Here is a 19,782-nt window from a genome sequence, read left to right as displayed (position 1 = left end):
CGCCGTGCTGCCCATGTTCGAGGAGGTCAAGCCGATCCTGGACGAGCCGCCCGAGGTACGCGGCGGCAGCACCCAGCCCGGTCCGCTCTCGGGCGCGCTCCAGGCCAGAAACCTCACCTTCCGGTACGGCGCAGACGGTCCGCTCGTCCTCGACGATGTGTCGCTGGAGGTCCGGCCGGGCGAGTTCGTGGCCGTCGTCGGCCCCAGCGGCTGCGGCAAGTCCACCCTGCTGCGGCTCCTCATCGGCTTCGAACGGCCGGTGTCCGGCAGTGTCCTCTACGACGGCCAGGACCTCGCCGCGCTCGACCAGGCCGCCGTACGCCGCCAGTGCGGGGTGGTGCTCCAGAACGCCCAGCCGCTGGGCGGCACCGTGCTCGACTGCATCCGTGGCGCCGAGCCGTTCACCCCCGAGGAGGCCATGGCGGCCGCCGAACTCGCGGGTCTGGCCGAGGACATCCGCCAGCTGCCCATGGGACTGCACACGATGATCTCCGGCAGCGGCGCCATCTCCGGCGGCCAGCGCCAGCGTCTGATGATCGCCCAGGCGCTCATCAGACGGCCGCGCGTCCTCTTCTTCGACGAGGCCACCAGCGCCCTCGACAACGAGACCCAGCGCATCGTCATCGACAGCACTCGCCGCCTCAACGCCAGCCGCCTGGTGATCGCCCACCGGCTGTCGACCGTCATGGATGCCGACCGGGTGCTCGTCATGGAGGAGGGCCGGGTCGTCGAACAGGGCGCCCCGGCCGAGCTGATGGCCCAACCGGGCGGCGCACTGCACGAGTTGGTGCGGCGACAGTTGGCCTAGTGGCGGCGGTCAGCCCTTGCCGCGCCGGAACACCGCGTCACCGGCCGCGCCCACGATGAGCCCGAGGACGACCATCACGATGTACGCGTAGATCTCATAGCCACCGGGGGCGAGGAACCGCACGAACCCCAGAACGCGGATCTTGAAGCCCAGCCATTCGTACAGCAGGCCACTGCCACCGCCGACGACGAGGACGAAGCAGAGCACGTCGGTCACGGCCGCGAGGGGCGGATTCGGGGGTGTGTTCGGGGGAGTCGAGGTCATGGCCCGACCGTAGGAGGGCGCCCGGTGGCGGGGGATCGGGCCGAGGTCGGCCGGGCGGTGACCGAAGTCGGCCGTGAGTCGCCCCGCGTCGTACTTAAGTATGCGGTCGCCGCGCGGAGTGCCGTCCGCCCGCCTGGCCCGCGTACATTGCCGGGATATGCGCCGTATCCACCGCACCCGCCGGGACTGGACCGCCGACCTGGGGCTGGTCCTCTTCGCCGCCTGCTTCGCCGTCGTCAGCTCGCCGTCCGTGCCGGTCCCGGAGGACATGAGCCCCGCGCTGCGGGCCGCCGAACAGGTGGCCGGTGGGCTGGGATGCGCGTCCGTGCTGCTGCGGCGGAGGTGGCCCGTGTGGCTGGCGGTGGCGCTGCTGCTGGCGGGCAGCCATCTGTCGCACTACATGACCGGCCCCGCGATGGTGGCCGTCTACACGGTGGCCGCCACCCGGCCCTGGCGGGCCACGGCCTGGGTGGCGGCGCTGGCCTTCGCACCCCTCCCCGTCTTTCTGGCGCAGCTGCCGGAGCTGCCCGAGGACCGGGCGGGCTCCGCCGTGACGTACTTCGCGCTCATCGCCGGGACCATCGGCTGGGGGCTGTTCCGGCGGTCCCGGCGGCAGCTGATCGCCTCACTGCGGGAACGCGCCGAACTGGCCGAGGCCGACGCCGAGTTGCGCGCCGAACAGGCCCGGCGGGAGGCGCGGGAGGAGATCGCCCGCGAGATGCACGACGCACTCGGCCACCGGCTGACCCTGCTGAGCGTGCACGCCGGGGCGCTGGAATTCCATACGAGCGCGCCCCGCACCGAGATCGCCCGGGCGGCAGGGGTGATCCGGGAGAGCGCCCATCTGGCCCTGAGCGATCTGCGCGAGGTCATCGGGGTGCTGCGCGCCGGTCCCGAGGGCGAGCGGCCCCAGCCCGAACTGGCCGACCTGGACCGGCTGGTGGCCGAGGCCCGCGCGGCGGGCGGCCGGATCGAGCTGACCGGGCCGCCGGACGGCCCCGCGCCGCCCCCGGTGGTGGGCCGCACCGCGTACCGCATCGTGCAGGAATGCCTGACCAACGCGCGCAAGCACGCGCCCGGCGCGCCCGTCATCATACGGGTGGCCAGGACCCCGGCGGACCGGCTGACCGTCGAGGTCCACAACTCCCCGCCGCCCGGAGCCGCCCCCGACCCACACGGTGGCGCGGGCGGCGGACAGGGCCTGGTCGGGCTCGCGGAACGGGCCCGGCTGGCGGGCGGCGAACTGACCGCCGGACCCGACGATGGCGGCTTCCGGGTCCGCGCCTGGCTACCCTGGCCCCTGGCGGACACCAAGGCCGCCACCGGCCACGGGTGACACAGGAGAAGGGGGCGTGCTGGTGATCCGCGTCCTGCTCGTCGACGACGACGCGATCGTACGGGCCGGGCTGCGCCTGATGCTGGGCGGTGCACCGGACATCGAGATCGTGGCGGAGGCGGCCGACGGGGCAGAGGTGCCCGCGCTGGTCGCCCGCCACGGGCCCGACCTGGTGCTGATGGACATCCGGATGCCCGGCGTCGACGGGCTGAGCGCCACCCGGACCCTGCGGGACCGGCCCGGCGCCCCGGAGGTCCTGGTGCTGACCACCTTCCACACCGACGCCCACGTGCTGCGGGCGCTGCGCGCCGGAGCGGCCGGATTCCTGCTCAAGGACACCCCGCCGCAGGACATCGTCACGGCCATCCGGGCCGTGGCCGCCGGGGACCCGGTGCTGTCGCCCGCCGTCACCCGCCGCCTCATCGAGCAGGTGACGGGGGACGGCGCACAGGAGGACCGGGCAGCCGCCGCCCGGGCCCGGCTGGCGCTCCTGGGCGAGCGGGAGCGGGACGTGGCCCGGGCGGTCGGACGCGGCCGCTCCAACGCGGAGATCGCGCGCGAACTCCATCTCGCGCTGCCGACGGTGAAGGCCCATGTGTCGAAGATCCTGACCCGGCTCGACCTCAACAACCGCGTCCAGATCGCGCTGCTCGTCCACGACGCCGAGGACTGACCTCCACCGGAGCAGCGCGCTACGGCTTGCGGGCCACCGCCCCGTACATGGCGATGTCCTCGTCCTTGGCGACCTCGGTGCCCCGGCCGTCCGGATGCCACTTGTGCACCTGGATGACACCGGGCTCGACCAGGTCGAGCCCGTCGAAGAACTGGGCGGCCTCGGCCTCGGTGCGCAGCCGCATGGGCATGTCCCGCGCCGCGTACTCGCGGGCCACGCGGCCCACTTCCTCCGGTGCGAAGTCGGCGGTGCCGACCGACATCGCCAGATAGCTGCCCGAAGGCAGCGGCTCCAGGAGGCGGTTGACGATCCCGTAGGCGTCGTCCTCGTCGAGGACGAAGTGGACGATCGCTATCACCGTCAGGGCGACCGGCTTGCCGAGGTCGAGAGTGTCGCGCAGCTCCGGCGCGGCCAGGATCGCGGCGGGGTCGCGCATGTCCGCCTCGACATAGGTGGTCTTCCCCTCGGGCGTGCTGGAGAGCAGGCCCTGCGACAGGGTGAGGACGATGGGGTCGTTGTCCACGTACACGACCCGCGAGTCCGGGGCCACCGCCTGGGCGATCTCGTGCAGATTGGGGGAGGTGGGAATGCCGGTTCCGATGTCGAGGAACTGCCGGATGCCCGCCTCCTCCGCCAGATAGCGCACGGCCCGGTTCATGAAGTCGCGGTTGGCCCGCATGTGGACCGGCAGGGCGGGCCACTCGCGAGCCATGGCGTCGCCCGCCTCCTTGTCGGCGGGGTAAAAGTCCTTGCCACCGATGATGTAGTCGTAGATCCGCGCCGAGTGTGCGCTCTCGGTGTCAATCCGTTCCGCCGGCCATCCGTTGTCGCGCAACGCACGCCCCTCCCAATCAGCTCGTCGGTCAACTGTCACGGTCGACCATCGCGGTCAACTATCGCGGTCAACTATCCGGGCCCACGTCACAGCTCCTCGCGGATCTCGCCGAGCAGGGCCTCGGTCTTCTGGGCGGGCGCCGACTGGGCGCTCACCCGGTCCAGCGCCTCGCGGTACACCACCACGTCGTCGGTCTTGTCCAGATAGACCGCTCCGATCAGCCCGCCCAGGTAGACGATGTCAGGCAACTCGGCGGCCCGGAACCGGAAGACATGGAACGCCCCGGCCGTCATCGCCGGATGCGGACCCGCGCTGAACGGCATGATCTGCAGGGTCACATGCGGCAGCGCGTTCAGGGCGATCAGATGGTCGATCTGGGCGCGCATCACGGCGGCGCCCCCGACCGGCCACCGCAGCACGGTCTCGTCCATCACGACCCACAGCCGGGGCGGGGACTCGCGGGACAGCAGCTCCTGGCGCCGCATGCGCAGGGCGATCCGGCGCTCGGTGGCCTCGGCGGGGACATGCGGATTGCCCGCGCTCAGCAGGGCGCGGGCGTAGTCCTCGGTCTGCAGCAGGCCATGGACGAACTGCGGCTCGTACGCGCGGATCTGGAGCGCCGCCTGTTCCAGGCTCAGATACGCGGCGAACCAGTCCGGCATCACATCGCGGTAGACGTGCCACCAGCCGCGCTTGTTGGCCTCGCGGACCGACTTCAGAAAGGTGTCGATCTCGTGCTGGTCCGTGACGCCGTACGTCTGGAGCAGCTTCTCGACGTCCGCGAGCCGCAGCCGGGCCACCTTCGCGGCTTCCATCCTGCGGATGGTCGAGTGGCTGACGCCGATCGCCGCGCCCGCCTCGTCGAAGGTGAGCCCGGTCCGGGTCCGCAGCTCCTCCAGCTGCCTGCCGAGGATCATGCGGAGGACCGAGGGAGCGCCACCCCATGCGGATTCCGCCGCCACTCCCTGCCTCCTCACGCCGCGTTCCACGGTCGCAGTCTGTCACGATCATCCGTCGCCGCCGCATCTGCATCCAACGACTTGCAAATTTCAAGTTACCTCTTGCAACCCGTTCGTAGCAGATGACACAGTGGACATGCCGTCACCGACTGTGTGACTCCGTGGGAGTTGGCCCGCGGTACCGGGGGAAACGTCGGACGGGTTGGACCGATTCGCGGCCCGACGGCGGCGGAACGTTCGCGTGTGTACGTCGGTAGGCACCGGGCAGTGCAGGACCGGCGCTGCCCACAGTGCGCAGGCAGACGAAAGGCGACCGATCGTGGTTCCCCCCACCCTCCCCCTGCCTTCGGCTCACATGCCGCGGAAGAAGTCCCCGCATCTCGCGAGCGGCCCGCCGGGGCTCCCGCGCGGTGCGCGCCGTGGCCGACTGGCCCTCCCCGCGGGGCTGTCCGCCGGGCTGGGCTATGACGCGGTCGGGATGTCCGCGGACCACGGGAAGCGGGTCATGGACCGGCTGCCCCGCATCGGATGTATCTTCGCCTGCGATGACCAGTGGTGGTGGATCGTGCCCGCCGGATCGCATATCGGCCTGGTGTGGCCCGCCGTCACCAGCTACTCGATCGGGGCGTACGTGGGTTCGGCCAGCGGGCCGCGCGGCGCACGGGCGCCCCGTAACCTCCGCCTCGTCCACCATCCCGAGGACGACTCTCCGTACACGCCGCCGATCCCGCTCTACTTCATGGCCTGCCACATCGCCGGTGTCATGCCGTGCTGGTCGGTCACCGACTAGCGCCCCGGCCGCCGGTGCGGTAGTCCGCCACCGCGTCCTGGGCGAGCTTCTGGGAGATCTGCAGGGCCTCGCGCACCGACTGCTTTCCGGCGATGGCCGCGCTGATCTGTGCGGAGACCTTGGTGCCGAGGTCGGCGAACTGCGGGATGCCGACGAACGAGATGCCCTGGTAGGGGCGCGGGTCCACGCCCGGGTTCTTGGGGTCGGCGGAGTTCTTCACCGCCGCGTACTCCTGCCGGTACCAGGTGGCCGCCGCGCGCTGGTAGTTGGGGTTGGTGTAGAGCGACTGGCGGCTGCCCGCCGGGGCCTCGTTCCAGCCGAGCGTGTCGCCGATCTGCTCCTGGTACTGCTTGGAGGAGGCCCAGGAGATGAACTTCCAGGCGGCGTCCTTCTTCTTGGAGGCGTTCTCGATGCCCCACGCCCAGGTCCACAGCCAGCCCGCCCTGCGGGTGTCCTTGTGCGGGGCGGGGACGTAGCCGACCTTGCCCTTGACCGTGGAGCCGTCGGACTCGATCGAGGTCGCGAGCGAGCTGGCGTCGTACATCATGGCGCATTTGCCCTGGCTGAAGTCGGCGAGGATTTCGAGGACTCCGCTGCGGGCGGCGCCGGGCTCGCCGTATTTGCGCACCAGGTCGACATAGAACTGAATCGCCTTGGTGAACTCCGGCGAGGTGAGCTTGGCGTTCCACTGCATGTCGTACCAGGCGCCGCCGAAGGTGTTCACCACGGTGTTGATGGGGGCGAGGTTCTGGCCCCAGCCGGGCAGGCCGCGCAGGCAGATGCCGCTCGCGCCGTCGGTGCCGTCGATCTTCGCCGCCAGCGAGGCGACCTGCTTCCAGGTCGGATCGCGCGGCATGGTCAGCCCGGTCTTGCGGAAGAGGTCCTTTCGGTACATCAGGAAGGACCCCTCGCCGTAGAAGGGCTCGGCGTAGATCTTCCCGTCGGCGCCGGTCAGCGCCATGATCAGGCTGGGGAAGATGTCCTTCTGGTCGAAGGCCTTGTCCGCCTTCGCGTAGGAGTCCAGCGGGGCGAGCCAGTGGTTCCTGGAGTAGATCGGCACCTCGTACGCGCTCACGCTCGCCACGTCGTACCGGCCGCTCTGCCGCGCGAACTCCCTGTTCATCAGCTCCCGCGCCTCGTTCTCGGGAAGCAGGGTGTAGTCGACGGTGATGCCGGTCCGCGAGGAGAAGTACTTCTTCGTGTACTGCTTCAGGGTCTCCATCTGCGGATTTTTGACGGCGAGCACACGAATGCTCTCCTTCCCCTCCCGGGAAGACCGCACGCCGGTGCCCTGGCAGCCGGAGACCACCAGGGCCGCGGCGAGCGCGGCCGCCGTGGCCGCGCGGGTGAGAAGAAGACGTTTCATCGCACTCCGATGGTCACGGTGAGCGCATCGGATCCTTCCAGCACATCCGGCGAGATGTCTGGCTTGCCCGGAAATGGGAAGCCCTTTGTGCAGCATAGCGTCACGCCCGGACCGTGACGACCGTCAGGTGGGGGCGCGCGCCTGAGCGGAACGCCGGGCGAGCGAGTCCGCGACCACGGCCGCCAGCAGCACCCCGCCGGTGACCATGAACTGGACGGCGTCCTGGATGCCCAGCAGCGCCATGCCCGAGGCGATCGACTGGATGACCAGCGCGCCCAGCAGCGCCGACCACGCCGAGCCGCGCCCGCCGAACATGCTGGTACCGCCGATCACCGCCGCGGCCACCGCGTTGATCAGCAGCATCCCGGAGCCCGCCGCACGGGCCGTCGTCGGGCTCGCCGAGGTCAGCCCCGAGGCCACGAACAGCCCGCCGACCGCCGCCAGCGTCCCCGACACCATGAACATCGCGATCCGCACCCGCACCACGTCCACCCCGGCGCGGCGGGCCGCCTCGACCCCGCCGCCCACCGCGAACACCTTCCGCCCCGAGCGGGTGCGGCGCAGCAGCAGATCCGAGCCGACGACGACGGCCAGGAAGATCAGCAGCCCGAGCGGCACGCCCTGGAACCGGGTGAGCGTATGGGCGGTGGCGAACGCGATGACCGCCAGGGCGGCCGTGCGCACCCCGATCTCGGCCGCCGGACGATACGGCATCCCGGCGTCCCGGCGCCGCCGCCGGGTCCGCCGCGCGGCCAGGAAGTACCCGGCCGTGCCGAGCGCGGCCAGCCCGTACGCGATGACGCCACCGCTGAAGTAGAGGCTGGTCAGGGCCGCCACCAGCCCGCTCTCATCGATGTTGATCGTGCCGCTCGCGCCCAGCAGGTAGAGGGTCAGTCCGTTCCAGGCGAGCAGCCCGGCGAGGGTCACCACGAACGCGGGCACCCCGACCCGGGCGAAGAAGAACCCGTGCAGCGCGCCCACGGCCGTCCCCGCGGCCACCGCCACCACGATCGCGAGCCATTCCGGCATGCCGAGGTACACGTTCAGCACGGCGAACGCGGCGCCCGCCAGCCCGCTGACCGAGCCCACCGACAGGTCGATCTCGCCGATCAGCAGCACGAACACGATGCCCACCGCGACCAGGCCGGTGGCGGCGATGTCCACACTGAGGTCGGACAGATTGCGCGGCGAGAGGAAGTTGGCGTTCAGCCCCTGGAAGACCAGCCAGATCACGGCCAGGCCGAAGATGACCAGGAGCGGACCCCGCTCGCCCACCCGCAGCCCGCGCCGGGCCGCCTCGCCGCCGCGCAGCCGGTGGCGGACCGCGTCCGCGTACCCCCGGAAGTTCTCTCCTACGGCCATGCCCCCTCCTCACCCGTCGTGCGGTGGGCCACGGCGTTGTCGGCGGCGCCGGTGATGGAGGAGATGATGCGTTCCTGGGTGGTGGTGGGCACCTCGAAGAGCCCGTTGTTACGGCCCAGGCGCAGCACCGCGACCCGGTCCGCGACGGCCTTGATGTCGCCCATGTTGTGGCTGATGAGGAGCACGCCCAGACCACGGTCGCGCAGCTCCTCGATGAGGTCCAGCAGCTGACTGGTCTGCTCGACGCCCAGGGCGGCGGTGGGCTCGTCCAGCAGGAGGACCCTGGGCTCGCTCAGCAGCGAACGGGAGATCGCGACGGCCTGCCGCTGGCCGCCGGACAGGATGGCGACCGGCGCCCGCACATCGGGGATGCGGATGGACAGCGTGTGCATCAGGTCGCGGGCCCGCCGCTCCATCTCCACCTCGTCCAGGATCCCGGCGCGGGAGACCTCACGGCCGAGGAAGAGATTGCCGACGACGTCGAGGCTCTCGCACATCGCGAGGTCCTGGTAGACGGCGGCGATGCCCAGGGCCTGCGCGTCGTGCGGCCGTTTGATCTGGACGCAGCGGCCCTCCCACTCGATGACGCCCTGGTCTGCGGGGCCGACCCCGGCGATCACCTTGACCAGGGTGGACTTGCCCGCGCCGTTGTCGCCCACCAGCGCGACGACCTCACCGGCCCGGATCTGCAGGTCGACGTCCATCAGCGCCTGGACGCCGCCGAAGCGCTTGGATACGCCGCGCAGCGTCAGCAGGGGAGGGGCGGCCACCGAAATCACCTCCGTCAGCGGGTGAGGCCGGCCTTGTCACAGGAGGCCCGCAGCTTGGGCGTGCAGATCTCCCCGATCGTGTAGACACCGTCCTTGACCAGGGTCTTCTTGATGTTGGCGGCCGTCACGGCGACCGGGGTGAGCAGGGAGGCCGGGATGTTCCGGGTGGTGGGGCTGTCGACCGTCGTCCGGGCGATGCCGCGCAGGCTCTGGCCCCGCCCCAGGGCGACGGCCATGGCGGCGACGGCGTTCGCCTCGGCCTTGAAAGGCTTGTAGACGGTCATGTACTGGTCGCCGCTGACGATGCGCTGCACGGCGTCCAGGTCGGCGTCCTGCCCGGTGACCGGCGGCACCGGCCTGATCCGCGCGGACTTGAGGGCCGAGATGGCACCGGCGGCGATGCTGTCGTTGGCCGCCAGGACACCGCCGATCCGGCGCGGGCCCAGCGCGGTGATGGCCGCCTCCATGTCGTCGTACGCGTTGTCCGGGCGGTACTCGACGACGTCGTACGACTTGCCGATCCGTACCTTGTCCCGGAGGACGGACATGGCGCCCTGCTTGAACCAGACCGCGTTGGGGCTGCTCGGATCGCCGTTCATCATGACGATCTGGCGGCCGTCCCCCTTGGCCCGCAGGGCGTTCAGGAGCGCACTGGCCTGGAGCTTGCCGACCTGTCCGCCGTTGAACGAGGCATAGCCCGAGATCGGGCCCTCGGCGAGCCGGTCGTAGGCGATGACCGGGATGCCCGCCTTGTGTGCCGCCTGCACCGAGGAGCGCAGCGCCTTGGCGTCGACGGCGTCGAGGATCAGCGCCCCCACCCCGCGGGTGATCATGGAGTTCATCTGCCGCTGCTGGCTCGCCACGTCGTCCCCGGCGTTGGCGTGGTCCAGGGTGCAGCCGGGGCACAGCTCCTTCACCCGCTTCTCGATCAGCGGCCGGTCGGCCTTCTCGTACCGGGTGATCTGCTGGCTCGGCAGCAGCAGACCGATCCTGAAGGCGTTCCCGTCCTGCGCCCCGCCGTTCTCCCCGCAGCTCGCGAGGGAGACGGCCAGCAGCCCCGCGGCCACGGCGGCGACCGCGCTCCGGGTACGGGACATCCTCATGTCACCCACCCCCTTGCCGGACGCGGGGCCCGGGTTCTGTGTCGCCGGGTTCTGTGTCGCCGGGCCCGGCGACACCGGGGGCCCGCGGCGGTACGACGATCTCGCTCCACACCTGCTTGCCCCCACCCGCCGGTACGGAGCCCCAGGACGCCGACATCGCCTCGACCAGCAGCAGCCCCCGGCCACCGGTCGCCTCCCAGTCCGTGACCACCGGCTTGGCGGGCGCCCGGGGGGACGAGTCGGTCACCGTGACGCGTATCCGGTCCGCGGCGTAGGTGAGGTCGAGACGGACCGTGCCGTGGGTGTGCATCAGCGCGTTGGTGACCAGTTCGGAGACGACCAGCAGCGTCGTATCGGCCTGATCCACCAGGCCCCACGAGCGCAGCGTGCGCGCGGTGAAGCGGCGGGCGTGCATCACGGCGTCGGGCAGCCGCCACACCAGCCAGCCCGCCCGGATGGGCCGCACCCGCATGCCGTCGTACCGCAGGAGCAGCAGCGCCACGTCGTCGTGACGCTGGTCGGCCACCGCGAGCAGCGCGTCCGCCATCCGGCCGAGATCAGTGGGGGCGGTGGTCAGCGCGGCCCGCATCCGGCGCATGCCCTCGTCCAGATGGAGCGTCGAGGACTCCACCAGACCGTCCGTGAGCAGCGCGAGGACCGTGCCCGGGGCCAGCGGCTCCGCCGTCATGGGGAACTCCGCGTCCGCCACCACCCCCAGCGGCAGTCCACCCTCGACCGCCACCTCCTCGGTGGTGCCGTCCGGGCGGCGCACCAGCGGCGCCACATGCCCGGCCCGGACGAACCAGGCGTTGCCCTCCTCCATGTCCAGCTCCACGTAGGCGCAGGTGGCGAACAGATCCGCCTCCATGCCCACCAGCAGCCGGTTGGCGTGGGACACCACCACATCCGGCGGATGCCCCTCCACGGCGTACGCGCGGACCGCCGTCCGCATCTGGCCCATGATCGTCGCGGCGGCGGCGCTGTGCCCCTGCACATCGCCGATGACCAGCGCCACCCGGCTCTCGGAGAGCGCGATAACGTCGTACCAGTCGCCACCCACCTGGAGTCCCCGCATCGCGGGCAGATAGCGGGCGACGGCCACCCCGCCGGGCAGCGGCGGCAGACTGCGCGGCAGCAGGGAGCGCTGGAGCATCGTGGCCAGCTCCTGCTCGGCGTCGTAGGCGTGCGCCCGCATCAGGGTCTGGCCGACCAGCCCCGCCGTCGCGGTGAGCAGTGAACGCTCCTCGGGGCCGAACGGATGCGGGGCGTCCCAGCCGATCAGACACACCCCCGCCACCTGGCCGTGGGCCGGGAGCGGCAGCACGGCCAGCCCCCCGGGACCGATGCCCGCGAGCCCCGGCTCCAGCGCGGCCCCCGCGGGCCACAGCCGTGGGCGGCCCTCCCGCAGCGCCGCCCGCAGGCTCGGCAGCGCGTGCAGGGACGCGTCCGGCCACTCGGAGTGCCACTCCGAACGCCACAGCTCCGGCCACGCGTCGGCCTGCGGCGGATCGAGCCCCACCACCACCAGCCGGTCCGCCTGCAGCTCGGCGAGCGCCACCCGGTCCGCGCCCAGCGGCTCGCCCAGGGCGGCGACCACCACCCGGCTCACGTCCCGGACCGTCATCGCGTTGTCGAGCGCGGTCGTCAGCCACTGCACCCGGGACACGTCGTCGGCGCGGGAGCGCAGTGCGGCGGCGCTGGTGACCACGCCCACCACGCGCTCCGGCCGCCCCGCCGCGTCGGTACTCACCCGGCAGCTCAGCCGGAGCCAGCGCACCTCGCCGGTCGGACGGCGGATCCGGAACTCCAGCTCGCGGTCCCCGGCCACCTGCGCGGCGGGCTCGACGACCGACAGCAGCGCGGGCAGGTCCTCCGGCACGGTGCGCGCGAGCAGCGCGTCCACCGTGCCGTTGAAGTCGTCCGGCGCGATGCCGATCAGGTCGAGCAGGGTCGCGTCCGCCTCGATCAGACCGGTGCCGGGCAGCAGCACGAACGATCCGACGCGCAGGCTCCGCAGCGCGGGACCCAGCAGCGTGGTCGCCCCGGCGCCGGGCGCGGTGGCGGACGCACCGGCCCCCCGGAGCCGGGTGGCGATGGCGTCGGCATACCGCAGCAGAAAGCCCCGCTGCTCCGTCTCGAAGCCGTCCGCGGCGCTGCCCACGATGAGCAGACAGCCCAGCCTGCTGCCCTCGGTCCCGAGCGGCAGCGCGCCCAGCGAGGCACCGGGCCACCGCACCGCCACGCCGTCCTGCTGGTAGCTGGCGAGTGCCGCGGAGTCCAGCCACAGGGGGCGGCCGGTGCACAGGGCGTCGGCGGCGGGCGAGCGGCCGGAGAGCGCGTAGTGCTGCGGGAGGGCGGCGTGCGGAGCCGCGTCGGCATCGGCCCCGGCGGCCTTCGTGGTCTCGACCAGCCGCAGGCCGTCGCTCCCGTCGCCCAGCACATAGACGGCCGCCAGCGACACCCCGGCGAACGCCAGAACCCGCTCCCTCCCGGTGGGGTCCGGCGCCGGGGACATCGGACCGGCACCATGGGCCATGTTCCCGTCTGCCTCCCCTCCGTGCCGCAGGTACGGGCAGGTGGAAGTCCCCGGAACACGGGCGGCGAGGGCAGGGGTGCCACATCCGGCGAGGCCGGACCGCGCCGCCCAGGAGTGGCAGGGCACCCACCCACCAGAATGTCACAGCTCAGGGAAGCCGCAGGGCGGGCCGGACGGCGGGGAACCGCGGTGGGCCGACTACAGCTCGACTACAGCATGTCGACGATGCTGGGCGGCGCGAAGAGATGGCGGGCCCGGTGCTCCAGGGCGAGGACGGCGGGAAGATTCCCGGACGCGTCCGATACGCACCGCTCGCACTCCTCGTCGGCCTCGGGCAGTTCCGAGACATGGCGGGTGGCGATGTGCCGGGCCAGCCGGATCTGGGTCGACACGATGGAGTCATGGGGATCGCAGTCGATCCCCGGCCCCAGCTCCTCCAGCGCGGCGTCCACCAGCTTGGGGGCCTGCTTCATCGCCCGGTACAGATCGGTGCACTTGCCGCATCCCCACATCCAGGGCGGAGGCAGCGGCCACTCGTCAGCGGGGTCCACGTTCCTGGCGCTCATGCCGTCACAGTAGCGAACTGAGAGGGTACGCACAGTGACTTGGCGTAAATCCCCTCAATCGGCCATCTGCCAGGGCCTTGCTAGGGCTTACGGGCGACGCCCGCCCAGAAGGAGACCTCCTCGTCGGTCACATCGCCGGTCTCCACTCCCGGGTCCCCGGTGGCCAGGTCGGTGCGCCAGCGGTGCGGCACCACGAGGCCGGGCTCGACCAGCTCCAGACCGGTGAAGAACCGCTCCACCTCGTCCCGGGAGCGGATCTTCCCCTGGATCCCACCGCTGTGGTAGATCTGCACGGTCCGCTGGGTGGCCTCGGGGTCGAAGTCCGGGGTGATGTGGCTCAGGACGAGATGCGAACCGGGCGCGAGCGCGTCGACCAGCTTGCCCACGATCTTGTGCGGCTCCCAGTCGTCCGGCACGAAGTGCAGCAGCGCGCACAGGCTCAGGGCCACGGGCTGGGACAGATCCAGCACCTCGGTGACGCCGGGGGAGGCGAGGATCGTGTCGGGGTCGGCGACATTCGCGTCGACGTACGCCGTGCGCCCCTCGGGACTGCTGGTGAGCAGCGTCTGCGCGTGGGCCAGCACGATCGGGTCGTTGTCGGCGTACACCACCCGTGACTCCGGGGCCACCGACTGGACGACCTCGTGCAGATTGGGCCGGGTGGGAATGCCGGTGCCGATGTCGAGGAACTGCCGGATGCCCCGCTCGGCGGCGAGGAACCGGACCGCGCGCTGCATGAACGCGCGGTTGGTGCGCGCTGCGACCATGACACCCGGCCACAGCGTGAGCACCTTGGCGGCGGCCTGGCGGTCGGCGACGTAGTTGTCCTTGCCGCCCAGGAAGTAGTCGTACATCCGGGCGCTGTGCGGTCGTCCCTGGTTGAGCGGGGTGTTGGGGGGCTCGGGCCCACTCCCGGTCTGGGGTGCTACACCTTGCGCGGTCACGTGGCGTTCTCCTCCGTATCGCGGCGGCTGTTTGCCAAGGATCGTAGGCCGCCCGGGATGGCCGGTTACTCGCGGGTCCGGCTAACTGCGCGCAGGGGAGCGGCCGTTGACGGGGCGATGGTGTCAGCGGGTGCGCACGCGTCCGCCCGAGAAGTGGCCGAGCGCCTGGTCGATCTCGCTCTCGCTGAGCGGCTGGAGGGGGTGGTAGACGGCGAGGCGAAGCCGCGAGACCCCCTTCCAGGACCGCCGTGTCTGGCGCCGGACCTCGGGCTGGTCCAGCCCACTGGCTCCGGGGGCGGTGGCGGCCCCGGGGGCGAGCGCCACCCGCAGCGCGCTGATGCGGCCACGGACCTTCACCTGGACGTTCGTGACCGTGGCCCAGGGGAGAAAGACGTCCTCGGGCGCCGCGTCGACGACACACCACAGGCCCTCTTCGGTCACCCGCATCAGGACCGGGGAGATCTCCTTGACCGCCCAGGTCTGCTTGAGTCGCCGTAGCACGGTGAACTGGCGCTTGGCGTCGTACAGGTAGATCGGCACCGGCCACACGAAGAGCGTGAACCACAGCTCGGTACCCCCGAGATCCACGGCGAGGACCATCGCGACAATGGCGGCGCCGAGCAACACGGAGATGACGACCGTGCCCCACGCGGACCACGGCAGGGTACGCAGCAACGAGGCCCGTACGCGGGCCACCGTCCCCGGGTCGGTCTTGACGACGTACTCCTGCTGCGTCCCCTGTTCCATGTGCATGACCGCAGTCTCGATCGCCAGGCGAGGGAAGCCAAGTCCCGACCTGGGCGGATGCATCCGCAACGACCCGGGAGGACACTGGTCGTAACGGTCGCCGTGACAGGGAGTCCTTTCATGACCACACCCCGGGACCTGTTGATCGTCACCATGGACGCGGAGCCCAGCCGCCTCGTGGAGCGGGGCGATCTGTCGCTCGCGCTCGCCGGGGCCGAGCTGATCGACCTCCTCGCCGCCCGGGAGGCCGGGCTGGACGGCGAGCGCGTCGTGCCGGGCCCGGCGGGGGCGCCCGGCGATCCGCTGCTGCACCAGGCCGCCACGTCGCTCGTGCGGGAGGAGCCGTACGAGACCGTTGGCGACTGGCTGTGGCGCCGGGGCCGCGGGCTGTCCGCCGACTATCTGTCCGCGCTGGAGGCGGACGGGCAGCTCGTCCGGCAGCGCAACCGCCGCTGGAAGGTGTTCTGGACCCGTGAACTGGCCCTGGTCGACACCGACGCCCGCCGCCGGGCGGCACACCGCCTGCGGTCGGACGAACCCGTCCTCGCCGCCCTGACGGAGGCCATCGGCCTCCGCGAGCCGGACGGCGAGGCACCGAAGGTGTCCGACGACGCGGTGGCGCGGGTGCTCGCCGCCCTCGACGACGCCCTCGCGGAGCTGGCGGCCGAACGGCAGCGGCGGGACCGGCGGCGCGACGAGGCGGCCGTGGACAACGTCCGCCGCGGCTACTGATCCACCGTGGCCGTTACCCGAACCGGCGCGACCCCGACCAGCCCGGATCCCCCGTGGTGGCGAAGCGCACCCACGCGCCGTGCATCTGCGCGGCGAGCGACGGCGGGATGTCCGGCCCGAGCAGCCCGTCCGGCGTCCGCAGCGCGGGCAGGTCGGTGTTGTCGAACACGAACGGGAGGTCCGCGGTGTGGCACGCGCCGTGCGGACCGTCCCGCCAGTCGAAGTCGTAACGGAACGCCTTGCCGTGCAGGGACACCAGCCGCTGACTGCCGTTCCGGAACATCGCGTCGATGGCCGTGCTGTGCTCCGGCCGCTGATAGAGCCGCGACTCCTGGGTGTTCGTGCCCACCAGCAGGTCCACCGGGTGCGCCTCGGGTACGCCGTCCAGCACCACCCCGAACGGGGTCAGCCGGGCCCCGGCACCGGGCAGTCCGTCCACCGCGGACACCAACTCCTCGTCGGGGATGTCGGCGAACCCCACCACCGTCGCCGGAACGCCAAGACGGTCCGCCAGCGCCCGGGTCGTCTCCGCCGCCTGTTCGCCGGTCAGCGTGTGCAGTCCGCCGCTCTGGCTGATGGCGCGCCGGAACAGTCCGGCCGCCCCGGGCGTCACCAGCAACCCGCTGACCAGCATCGCGCCCGCCGACTGACCGAACACCGTGACCCGGTCAGCGTCCCCGCCGAACTCCGCGATGTGCGCGCGCACCCACCGCAGCGCGGCGACCACGTCCAGCAGGCCACGGTTGCGCGGGGCGTCCGGCAGGTCGAGCCAACCGGGCGCGCCGAGCCGGTAGTTGAGCGTGACCAGGACGACGCCGTCGCGGGTGAAGGACGTCCCGTCGTAGAGCGGCGCCTGGCCGGTGCCGGACAGGAAGCCGCCGCCGTGCACGAAGACCATCACCGGCGCGTTCGCGTCGGGACGTACCTCCGGGGTCCACACATTGAGGGTCAGATAGTCGTCGCCGCGCACCCAGCCCGGACCCATCACCGGGCTCAGGTCCACCGCGAACCGCCGGGCCGGGGCGGGGGCGGTCGGCCCCGGCCCGTCGAAGCCACGCACACCCTCCAGCGGCGTCGGCGCCGCGAACCGCGCGGCACCGGTCGGGGCGGCGGCGTACGGGATGTTGCGGAACACCTTCACCGCCATGCCGCCCACTCCTTCACCGCGAACCGGTCGCCGTCGCGCCGCACTTCGGCCGCGCCCGCGCCGGGGAAGTGCGCGGGGAACAGCAGGGCACCCTCGTCCGAGGCCGACTCCAGCACCCGGCGCCGGGCGATCCGTGCCTGAGCCTCGTCCTCGTCGAAGCAGGGGCAGTCGTCGGGCTCGGCGATCTGCAGCGGGCTGTGTAGCAGGTCGCCCGCGAACAGCGCCCGGTCCGTGCCCGACCGCAGCCGTACGACGGCGGAGCCGGGCGTGTGGCCCGGGGCGGCCTCCAGGCGCAACTGGGAGTCGATGTCGTAGTGGTCGCCCTCCCACAGTACGGTCTGCCCCGCATCGTGGACCGGGGCCACGCTGTCCTCGAAGACGTTCGCCATGCCCGGGCCGGAGCGGGTGCGGTGGCCGTTCGCCGGGTTCCAGTAGTCGAAGTCGGCGCGGGAGATCACGTACCGCGCGTTCGGGAAGGTCGGCCGCCACTCGCCGTTGACCAGGTGGGTGTTCCAGCCGACGTGGTCGCCGTGCACATGCGTGCAGATCACCGTGTCGACGTCCTCCGGCCGCACCCCCGCCGCGGCCAGCTCGCCGAGGTAGTTGGTGTCCAGGTGGTGGAAGAGCGGCATGTGCCGCTCGCGGCCGTTGCCGATGCCGGTGTCGATGAGGATGGTCCGGCCCTCGCTGCGCAGCACCCAGGTCTGGATCATCGTGCGCACCTGATCGGCGGCCAGGTCCACGAACTCGGGTGCCAGCCAGCTCTCGTGCGCCCGCCAGTGCTCCATGGGTACGTCGGGAAAGATGATGTCGCGGGCCAGGCCCCTCGGGGGCAGCTCGACCACGCGGGTGATGTCGATATCGCCCAGTGTCATGGTGTCCATGCGTCCAGCCTGCTCCCGGGCCCCGGCCCCGCGGTATCCGTCACATGACTGCACCGGCGGATACAGTCGGGTGATGACCATGGTGGGGAGGGAGCGCGAGAGCGCGGCCGTGCGCGGAGTGACCAGCGGCGTGCTCGTCGTGACGGGAGAGCCGGGCGCGGGCAAGAGCAGCCTGCTCGGGCTGGCGGCGGACCGGCACCGGGGGCGGGTGCTGCGGATGACGGGCAGCGAGAGCGAGGCGAACCTGCCGTTCGCCGCCCTCCACCAACTGCTGCGACCGGTCCTCGGCGACGCCGCCCGGCTGCCCGCCCGCCAGCGGTCGGCGCTGCTCGGCGCGATCGGGGCCGATGACGGTGACGCCACCGGCCCACCCGATCGACTCCTCCTCGGCGTCGCCCTGCTCGCCCTGCTGTCCGACCTCGCCCAGCGGTCGCCCCTGCTGGTGGTCGTGGACGATCTGCAGTGGATCGACACCGGCTCGCTGGAGGCCCTGGCCTTCGCCGCCCGGCGCATCGACGACGAGCCGCTGGCCCTCCTCGCGGGCACCCGGGACACCACGGGCGCGGCCCCGGCGGCGTTCTCCGGGTTTCCCACCCTCGCGCTGGGCCCGCTGGACGCCGCCGCCGCGGTCCAGCTGCTGGACGGGCAGCCGCATCCGCCCACCGGCGGCCGCCGGATGCGCGTCCTCGACCAGGCCGCCGGAAACCCGCTGGCCCTGGTCGAACTGGCCCGCGCGTACGGGACGTCAGGGCCCACACTCGCCCCGGACGCCACCACCGAAGACCTCCTGCCGCCCACCGACCGCCTGACGCGGCTCTACGCCGCCGACCTCGACGCCCTCCCCGAGGCCACCCGCCACGCCCTGCTCCTGGTCGCCGCCGACGAGCGGGCGGTGGCGGGCCGCATCGAGGCGCTGGCCCCGGCCGAGGCCGCCGGACTGCTCCGGATCACCGGCGGCGGCGACGCCCGGCGCGCCCGCTTCCGGCATCCGCTGATCCGGTCCGCGATCTACCACTCCGTACCGCTGGCCGCCCGGCGCCGGGCACACCGCGACCTCGCCGCGTCACTTGCGGGGGAACCCGACCGCCGCGCCTGGCATCTGGCCGCCGCCGCGGAGGGCCCGGACGAGGAGATCGCCGCCGCGCTGGAGGAGTCCGCGGGCCGCGCCCGGGAACGCGGCGGGTACACCGCCGCCGTCACCGCGCTGGAGCGCGCCGCCGAGCTGAGCCCCACACCCCACGACCGTGCCCGCCGCCTGGTGGCGGCCGGCCGCGAGGCCGTCGCCACCGGCCAGCCCCACTGGGTACGCGAACTCGCCGCCCGGGCCCGCGCCCTCACCGACGACCCGGCGCTGGTGGCCGAGGCGTCGCTGCGGGTCGGGCAGGTGCTCACGCTGAGCGCCGAGCACGACACCGCCCTGACGCTGCTGACGCGCGCCGCGGAGGACCCCCGGCTGCGCCGGACGGCCACCGTCCTCGCCTCCGTGGCCGGTTTCTACTCCGGCGACGAGGACCACCGGCGCACCATACGGGCACGGGCACAGGGCGACCCCTGGACGCTCACCGTGACCGACCCCACCGAGCACCGCTCCGCACACGTGGCGGCGCTCCCGGCGCTGGTGGAACGCGCGGACGGCGACCCCGCGCTGCTCAACTCCCTCGGCGCGATGGCCTGGCTGCTCGACGAGACGGCCCTCGCGGTACGGATCTTCGACGACGCCCTCGACCGCTGGCGGCTGCGCGGCACCCTGCCCACCGGCCTCGGCTGCACCGCCGGGTGGGCGTACCTGGACCACGGGCTGTGGGCGCAGGCCCGCATCGCCGCCGCGAACACCGCCTCCTCCGTCGCCGGGCTGCCCCACCTCGAAGCCGCCGTACGGTCCCTCGAGGCCGCCCCGCTCGCCCTGACCGGCCAGGCCGCCGAGGCCCGCACCGCCGCGTCGGACGCCCTCGCCCTCATC

At 72.4% G+C, this 19,782-nt stretch carries 18 protein-coding genes and 1 pseudogene; 6 read left to right on the top strand and 13 right to left on the bottom strand.

Annotation, left to right across the window (positions count from 1 at the left end; genetic code table 11):
- A partial coding sequence (locus ACFV9T_RS19140) for an ATP-binding cassette domain-containing protein (RefSeq protein WP_385441718.1) occupies positions 1-808 on the top strand: 808 nt, incomplete at its 5' end.
- A gap of 9 nt (positions 809-817) precedes the next feature.
- Here ACFV9T_RS19140 and ACFV9T_RS19135 read toward each other — a convergent pair.
- Entirely contained in the window at positions 818-1,072 is a 255-nt protein-coding gene (locus ACFV9T_RS19135) for a hypothetical protein (protein ID WP_385441715.1), read from the bottom strand.
- Positions 1,073-1,229: 157 nt separating this feature from the next.
- On the opposite strand from ACFV9T_RS19135, the gene ACFV9T_RS19130 reads away from it, so the two are divergent.
- Together ACFV9T_RS19130 and ACFV9T_RS19125 are read left to right on the top strand one after the other, a co-directional pair.
- Positions 1,230-2,408: a sensor histidine kinase gene (locus ACFV9T_RS19130; RefSeq protein WP_385441712.1), complete on the top strand. Its 1,179-nt coding sequence runs from the start codon at positions 1,230-1,232 to the stop codon at positions 2,406-2,408.
- Positions 2,409-2,424: 16 nt separating this feature from the next.
- Positions 2,425-3,081, top strand: coding sequence for a response regulator (locus ACFV9T_RS19125; protein ID WP_385441711.1), 657 nt, complete (start codon positions 2,425-2,427; stop codon positions 3,079-3,081).
- A gap of 19 nt (positions 3,082-3,100) precedes the next feature.
- Here ACFV9T_RS19125 and ACFV9T_RS19120 read toward each other — a convergent pair whose 3' ends face one another.
- Both ACFV9T_RS19120 and ACFV9T_RS19115 read right to left on the bottom strand, forming a co-directional pair.
- The gene (locus ACFV9T_RS19120) at positions 3,101-3,916 is read right to left on the bottom strand and encodes an SAM-dependent methyltransferase (protein ID WP_385441710.1); all 816 of its coding nucleotides are present in this window, start codon (positions 3,914-3,916) and stop codon (positions 3,101-3,103) included.
- An 86-nt stretch (positions 3,917-4,002) separates the two neighbouring features.
- Positions 4,003-4,878: a helix-turn-helix domain-containing protein gene (locus ACFV9T_RS19115; RefSeq protein ID WP_385441708.1), complete on the bottom strand. Its 876-nt coding sequence runs from the start codon at positions 4,876-4,878 to the stop codon at positions 4,003-4,005.
- A 352-nt stretch (positions 4,879-5,230) separates the two neighbouring features.
- Here ACFV9T_RS19115 and ACFV9T_RS19110 point away from each other — a divergent pair, with 352 nt between their 5' ends.
- Entirely contained in the window at positions 5,231-5,665 is a 435-nt protein-coding gene (locus ACFV9T_RS19110) for a hypothetical protein (protein WP_385441706.1), read from the top strand.
- Here ACFV9T_RS19110 and ACFV9T_RS19105 read toward each other — a convergent pair.
- From ACFV9T_RS19105 to ACFV9T_RS19070, 8 genes are all read right to left on the bottom strand, one after another.
- Positions 5,655-7,031 (bottom strand): ABC transporter substrate-binding protein, encoded by a 1,377-nt coding sequence (locus tag ACFV9T_RS19105; protein ID WP_385441703.1) that lies wholly within the window; start codon positions 7,029-7,031, stop codon positions 5,655-5,657. The genes ACFV9T_RS19110 and ACFV9T_RS19105 overlap by 11 nt on opposite strands.
- A 123-nt stretch (positions 7,032-7,154) precedes the next feature.
- On the bottom strand, positions 7,155-8,393 hold the full coding sequence (locus ACFV9T_RS19100; protein WP_385441701.1) for a sugar ABC transporter permease: 1,239 nt from the start codon (positions 8,391-8,393) through the stop codon (positions 7,155-7,157).
- A complete protein-coding gene (locus ACFV9T_RS19095; protein ID WP_385441698.1) occupies positions 8,384-9,163 on the bottom strand; it encodes an ATP-binding cassette domain-containing protein in 780 nt (259 codons plus the stop codon). The genes ACFV9T_RS19100 and ACFV9T_RS19095 overlap by 10 nt, the downstream gene beginning before the upstream one ends.
- A 14-nt stretch (positions 9,164-9,177) precedes the next feature.
- Positions 9,178-10,266 carry a sugar ABC transporter substrate-binding protein gene (locus ACFV9T_RS19090; RefSeq protein WP_385441697.1) on the bottom strand — a complete coding sequence of 363 codons (1,089 nt, stop codon included), beginning with the start codon at positions 10,264-10,266 and terminating at the stop codon, positions 9,178-9,180.
- Between the two features lies 1 nt (position 10,267).
- Positions 10,268-12,781, bottom strand: a complete 2,514-nt coding sequence (locus ACFV9T_RS19085; protein WP_385441695.1) for a SpoIIE family protein phosphatase — start codon at positions 12,779-12,781, stop codon at positions 10,268-10,270.
- 230 nt (positions 12,782-13,011) lie between these two features.
- Positions 13,012-13,368: a hypothetical protein gene (locus ACFV9T_RS19080; protein WP_385441693.1), complete on the bottom strand. Its 357-nt coding sequence runs from the start codon at positions 13,366-13,368 to the stop codon at positions 13,012-13,014.
- Positions 13,369-13,448: 80 nt separating this feature from the next.
- A complete protein-coding gene (locus ACFV9T_RS19075; protein WP_385441691.1) occupies positions 13,449-14,312 on the bottom strand; it encodes an SAM-dependent methyltransferase in 864 nt (287 codons plus the stop codon).
- A 123-nt stretch (positions 14,313-14,435) separates the two neighbouring features.
- Positions 14,436-15,065, bottom strand: a complete 630-nt coding sequence (locus ACFV9T_RS19070) for a hypothetical protein (RefSeq protein WP_385441689.1) — start codon at positions 15,063-15,065, stop codon at positions 14,436-14,438.
- A gap of 114 nt (positions 15,066-15,179) precedes the next feature.
- On the opposite strand from ACFV9T_RS19070, the gene ACFV9T_RS19065 reads away from it, so the two are divergent.
- Positions 15,180-15,791: a GPP34 family phosphoprotein gene (locus tag ACFV9T_RS19065; protein WP_385441686.1), complete on the top strand. Its 612-nt coding sequence runs from the start codon at positions 15,180-15,182 to the stop codon at positions 15,789-15,791.
- 13 nt (positions 15,792-15,804) lie between these two features.
- Here the strand turns inward: ACFV9T_RS19065 and ACFV9T_RS19060 are convergent, their stop codons facing one another.
- Both ACFV9T_RS19060 and ACFV9T_RS19055 read right to left on the bottom strand, forming a co-directional pair.
- Positions 15,805-16,938 (bottom strand): carboxylesterase/lipase family protein, encoded by a 1,134-nt coding sequence (locus ACFV9T_RS19060; RefSeq protein ID WP_385441685.1) that lies wholly within the window; start codon positions 16,936-16,938, stop codon positions 15,805-15,807.
- Positions 16,929-17,822: an MBL fold metallo-hydrolase gene (locus tag ACFV9T_RS19055; RefSeq protein WP_385441682.1), complete on the bottom strand. Its 894-nt coding sequence runs from the start codon at positions 17,820-17,822 to the stop codon at positions 16,929-16,931. The genes ACFV9T_RS19060 and ACFV9T_RS19055 overlap by 10 nt, the downstream gene beginning before the upstream one ends.
- Between ACFV9T_RS19055 and ACFV9T_RS19050 the strand changes: the two are divergent.
- A pseudogene (locus ACFV9T_RS19050) lies at positions 17,725-18,297 on the top strand (AAA family ATPase); the annotation flags it as partial. The gene ACFV9T_RS19055 and the pseudogene ACFV9T_RS19050 sit on opposite strands and share 98 nt — an antisense overlap.
- Positions 18,298-19,782 lie beyond the last annotated feature (1,485 nt).

Source organism: Streptomyces sp. NPDC059850 (genome assembly GCF_042731515.1).
In the GTDB taxonomy this organism is placed as follows: Bacteria; Actinomycetota; Actinomycetes; order Streptomycetales; family Streptomycetaceae; genus Streptomyces.
Note: the sequence above shows the minus strand (reverse complement) of the source record. Positions and strands in the feature narration are given on the sequence as shown.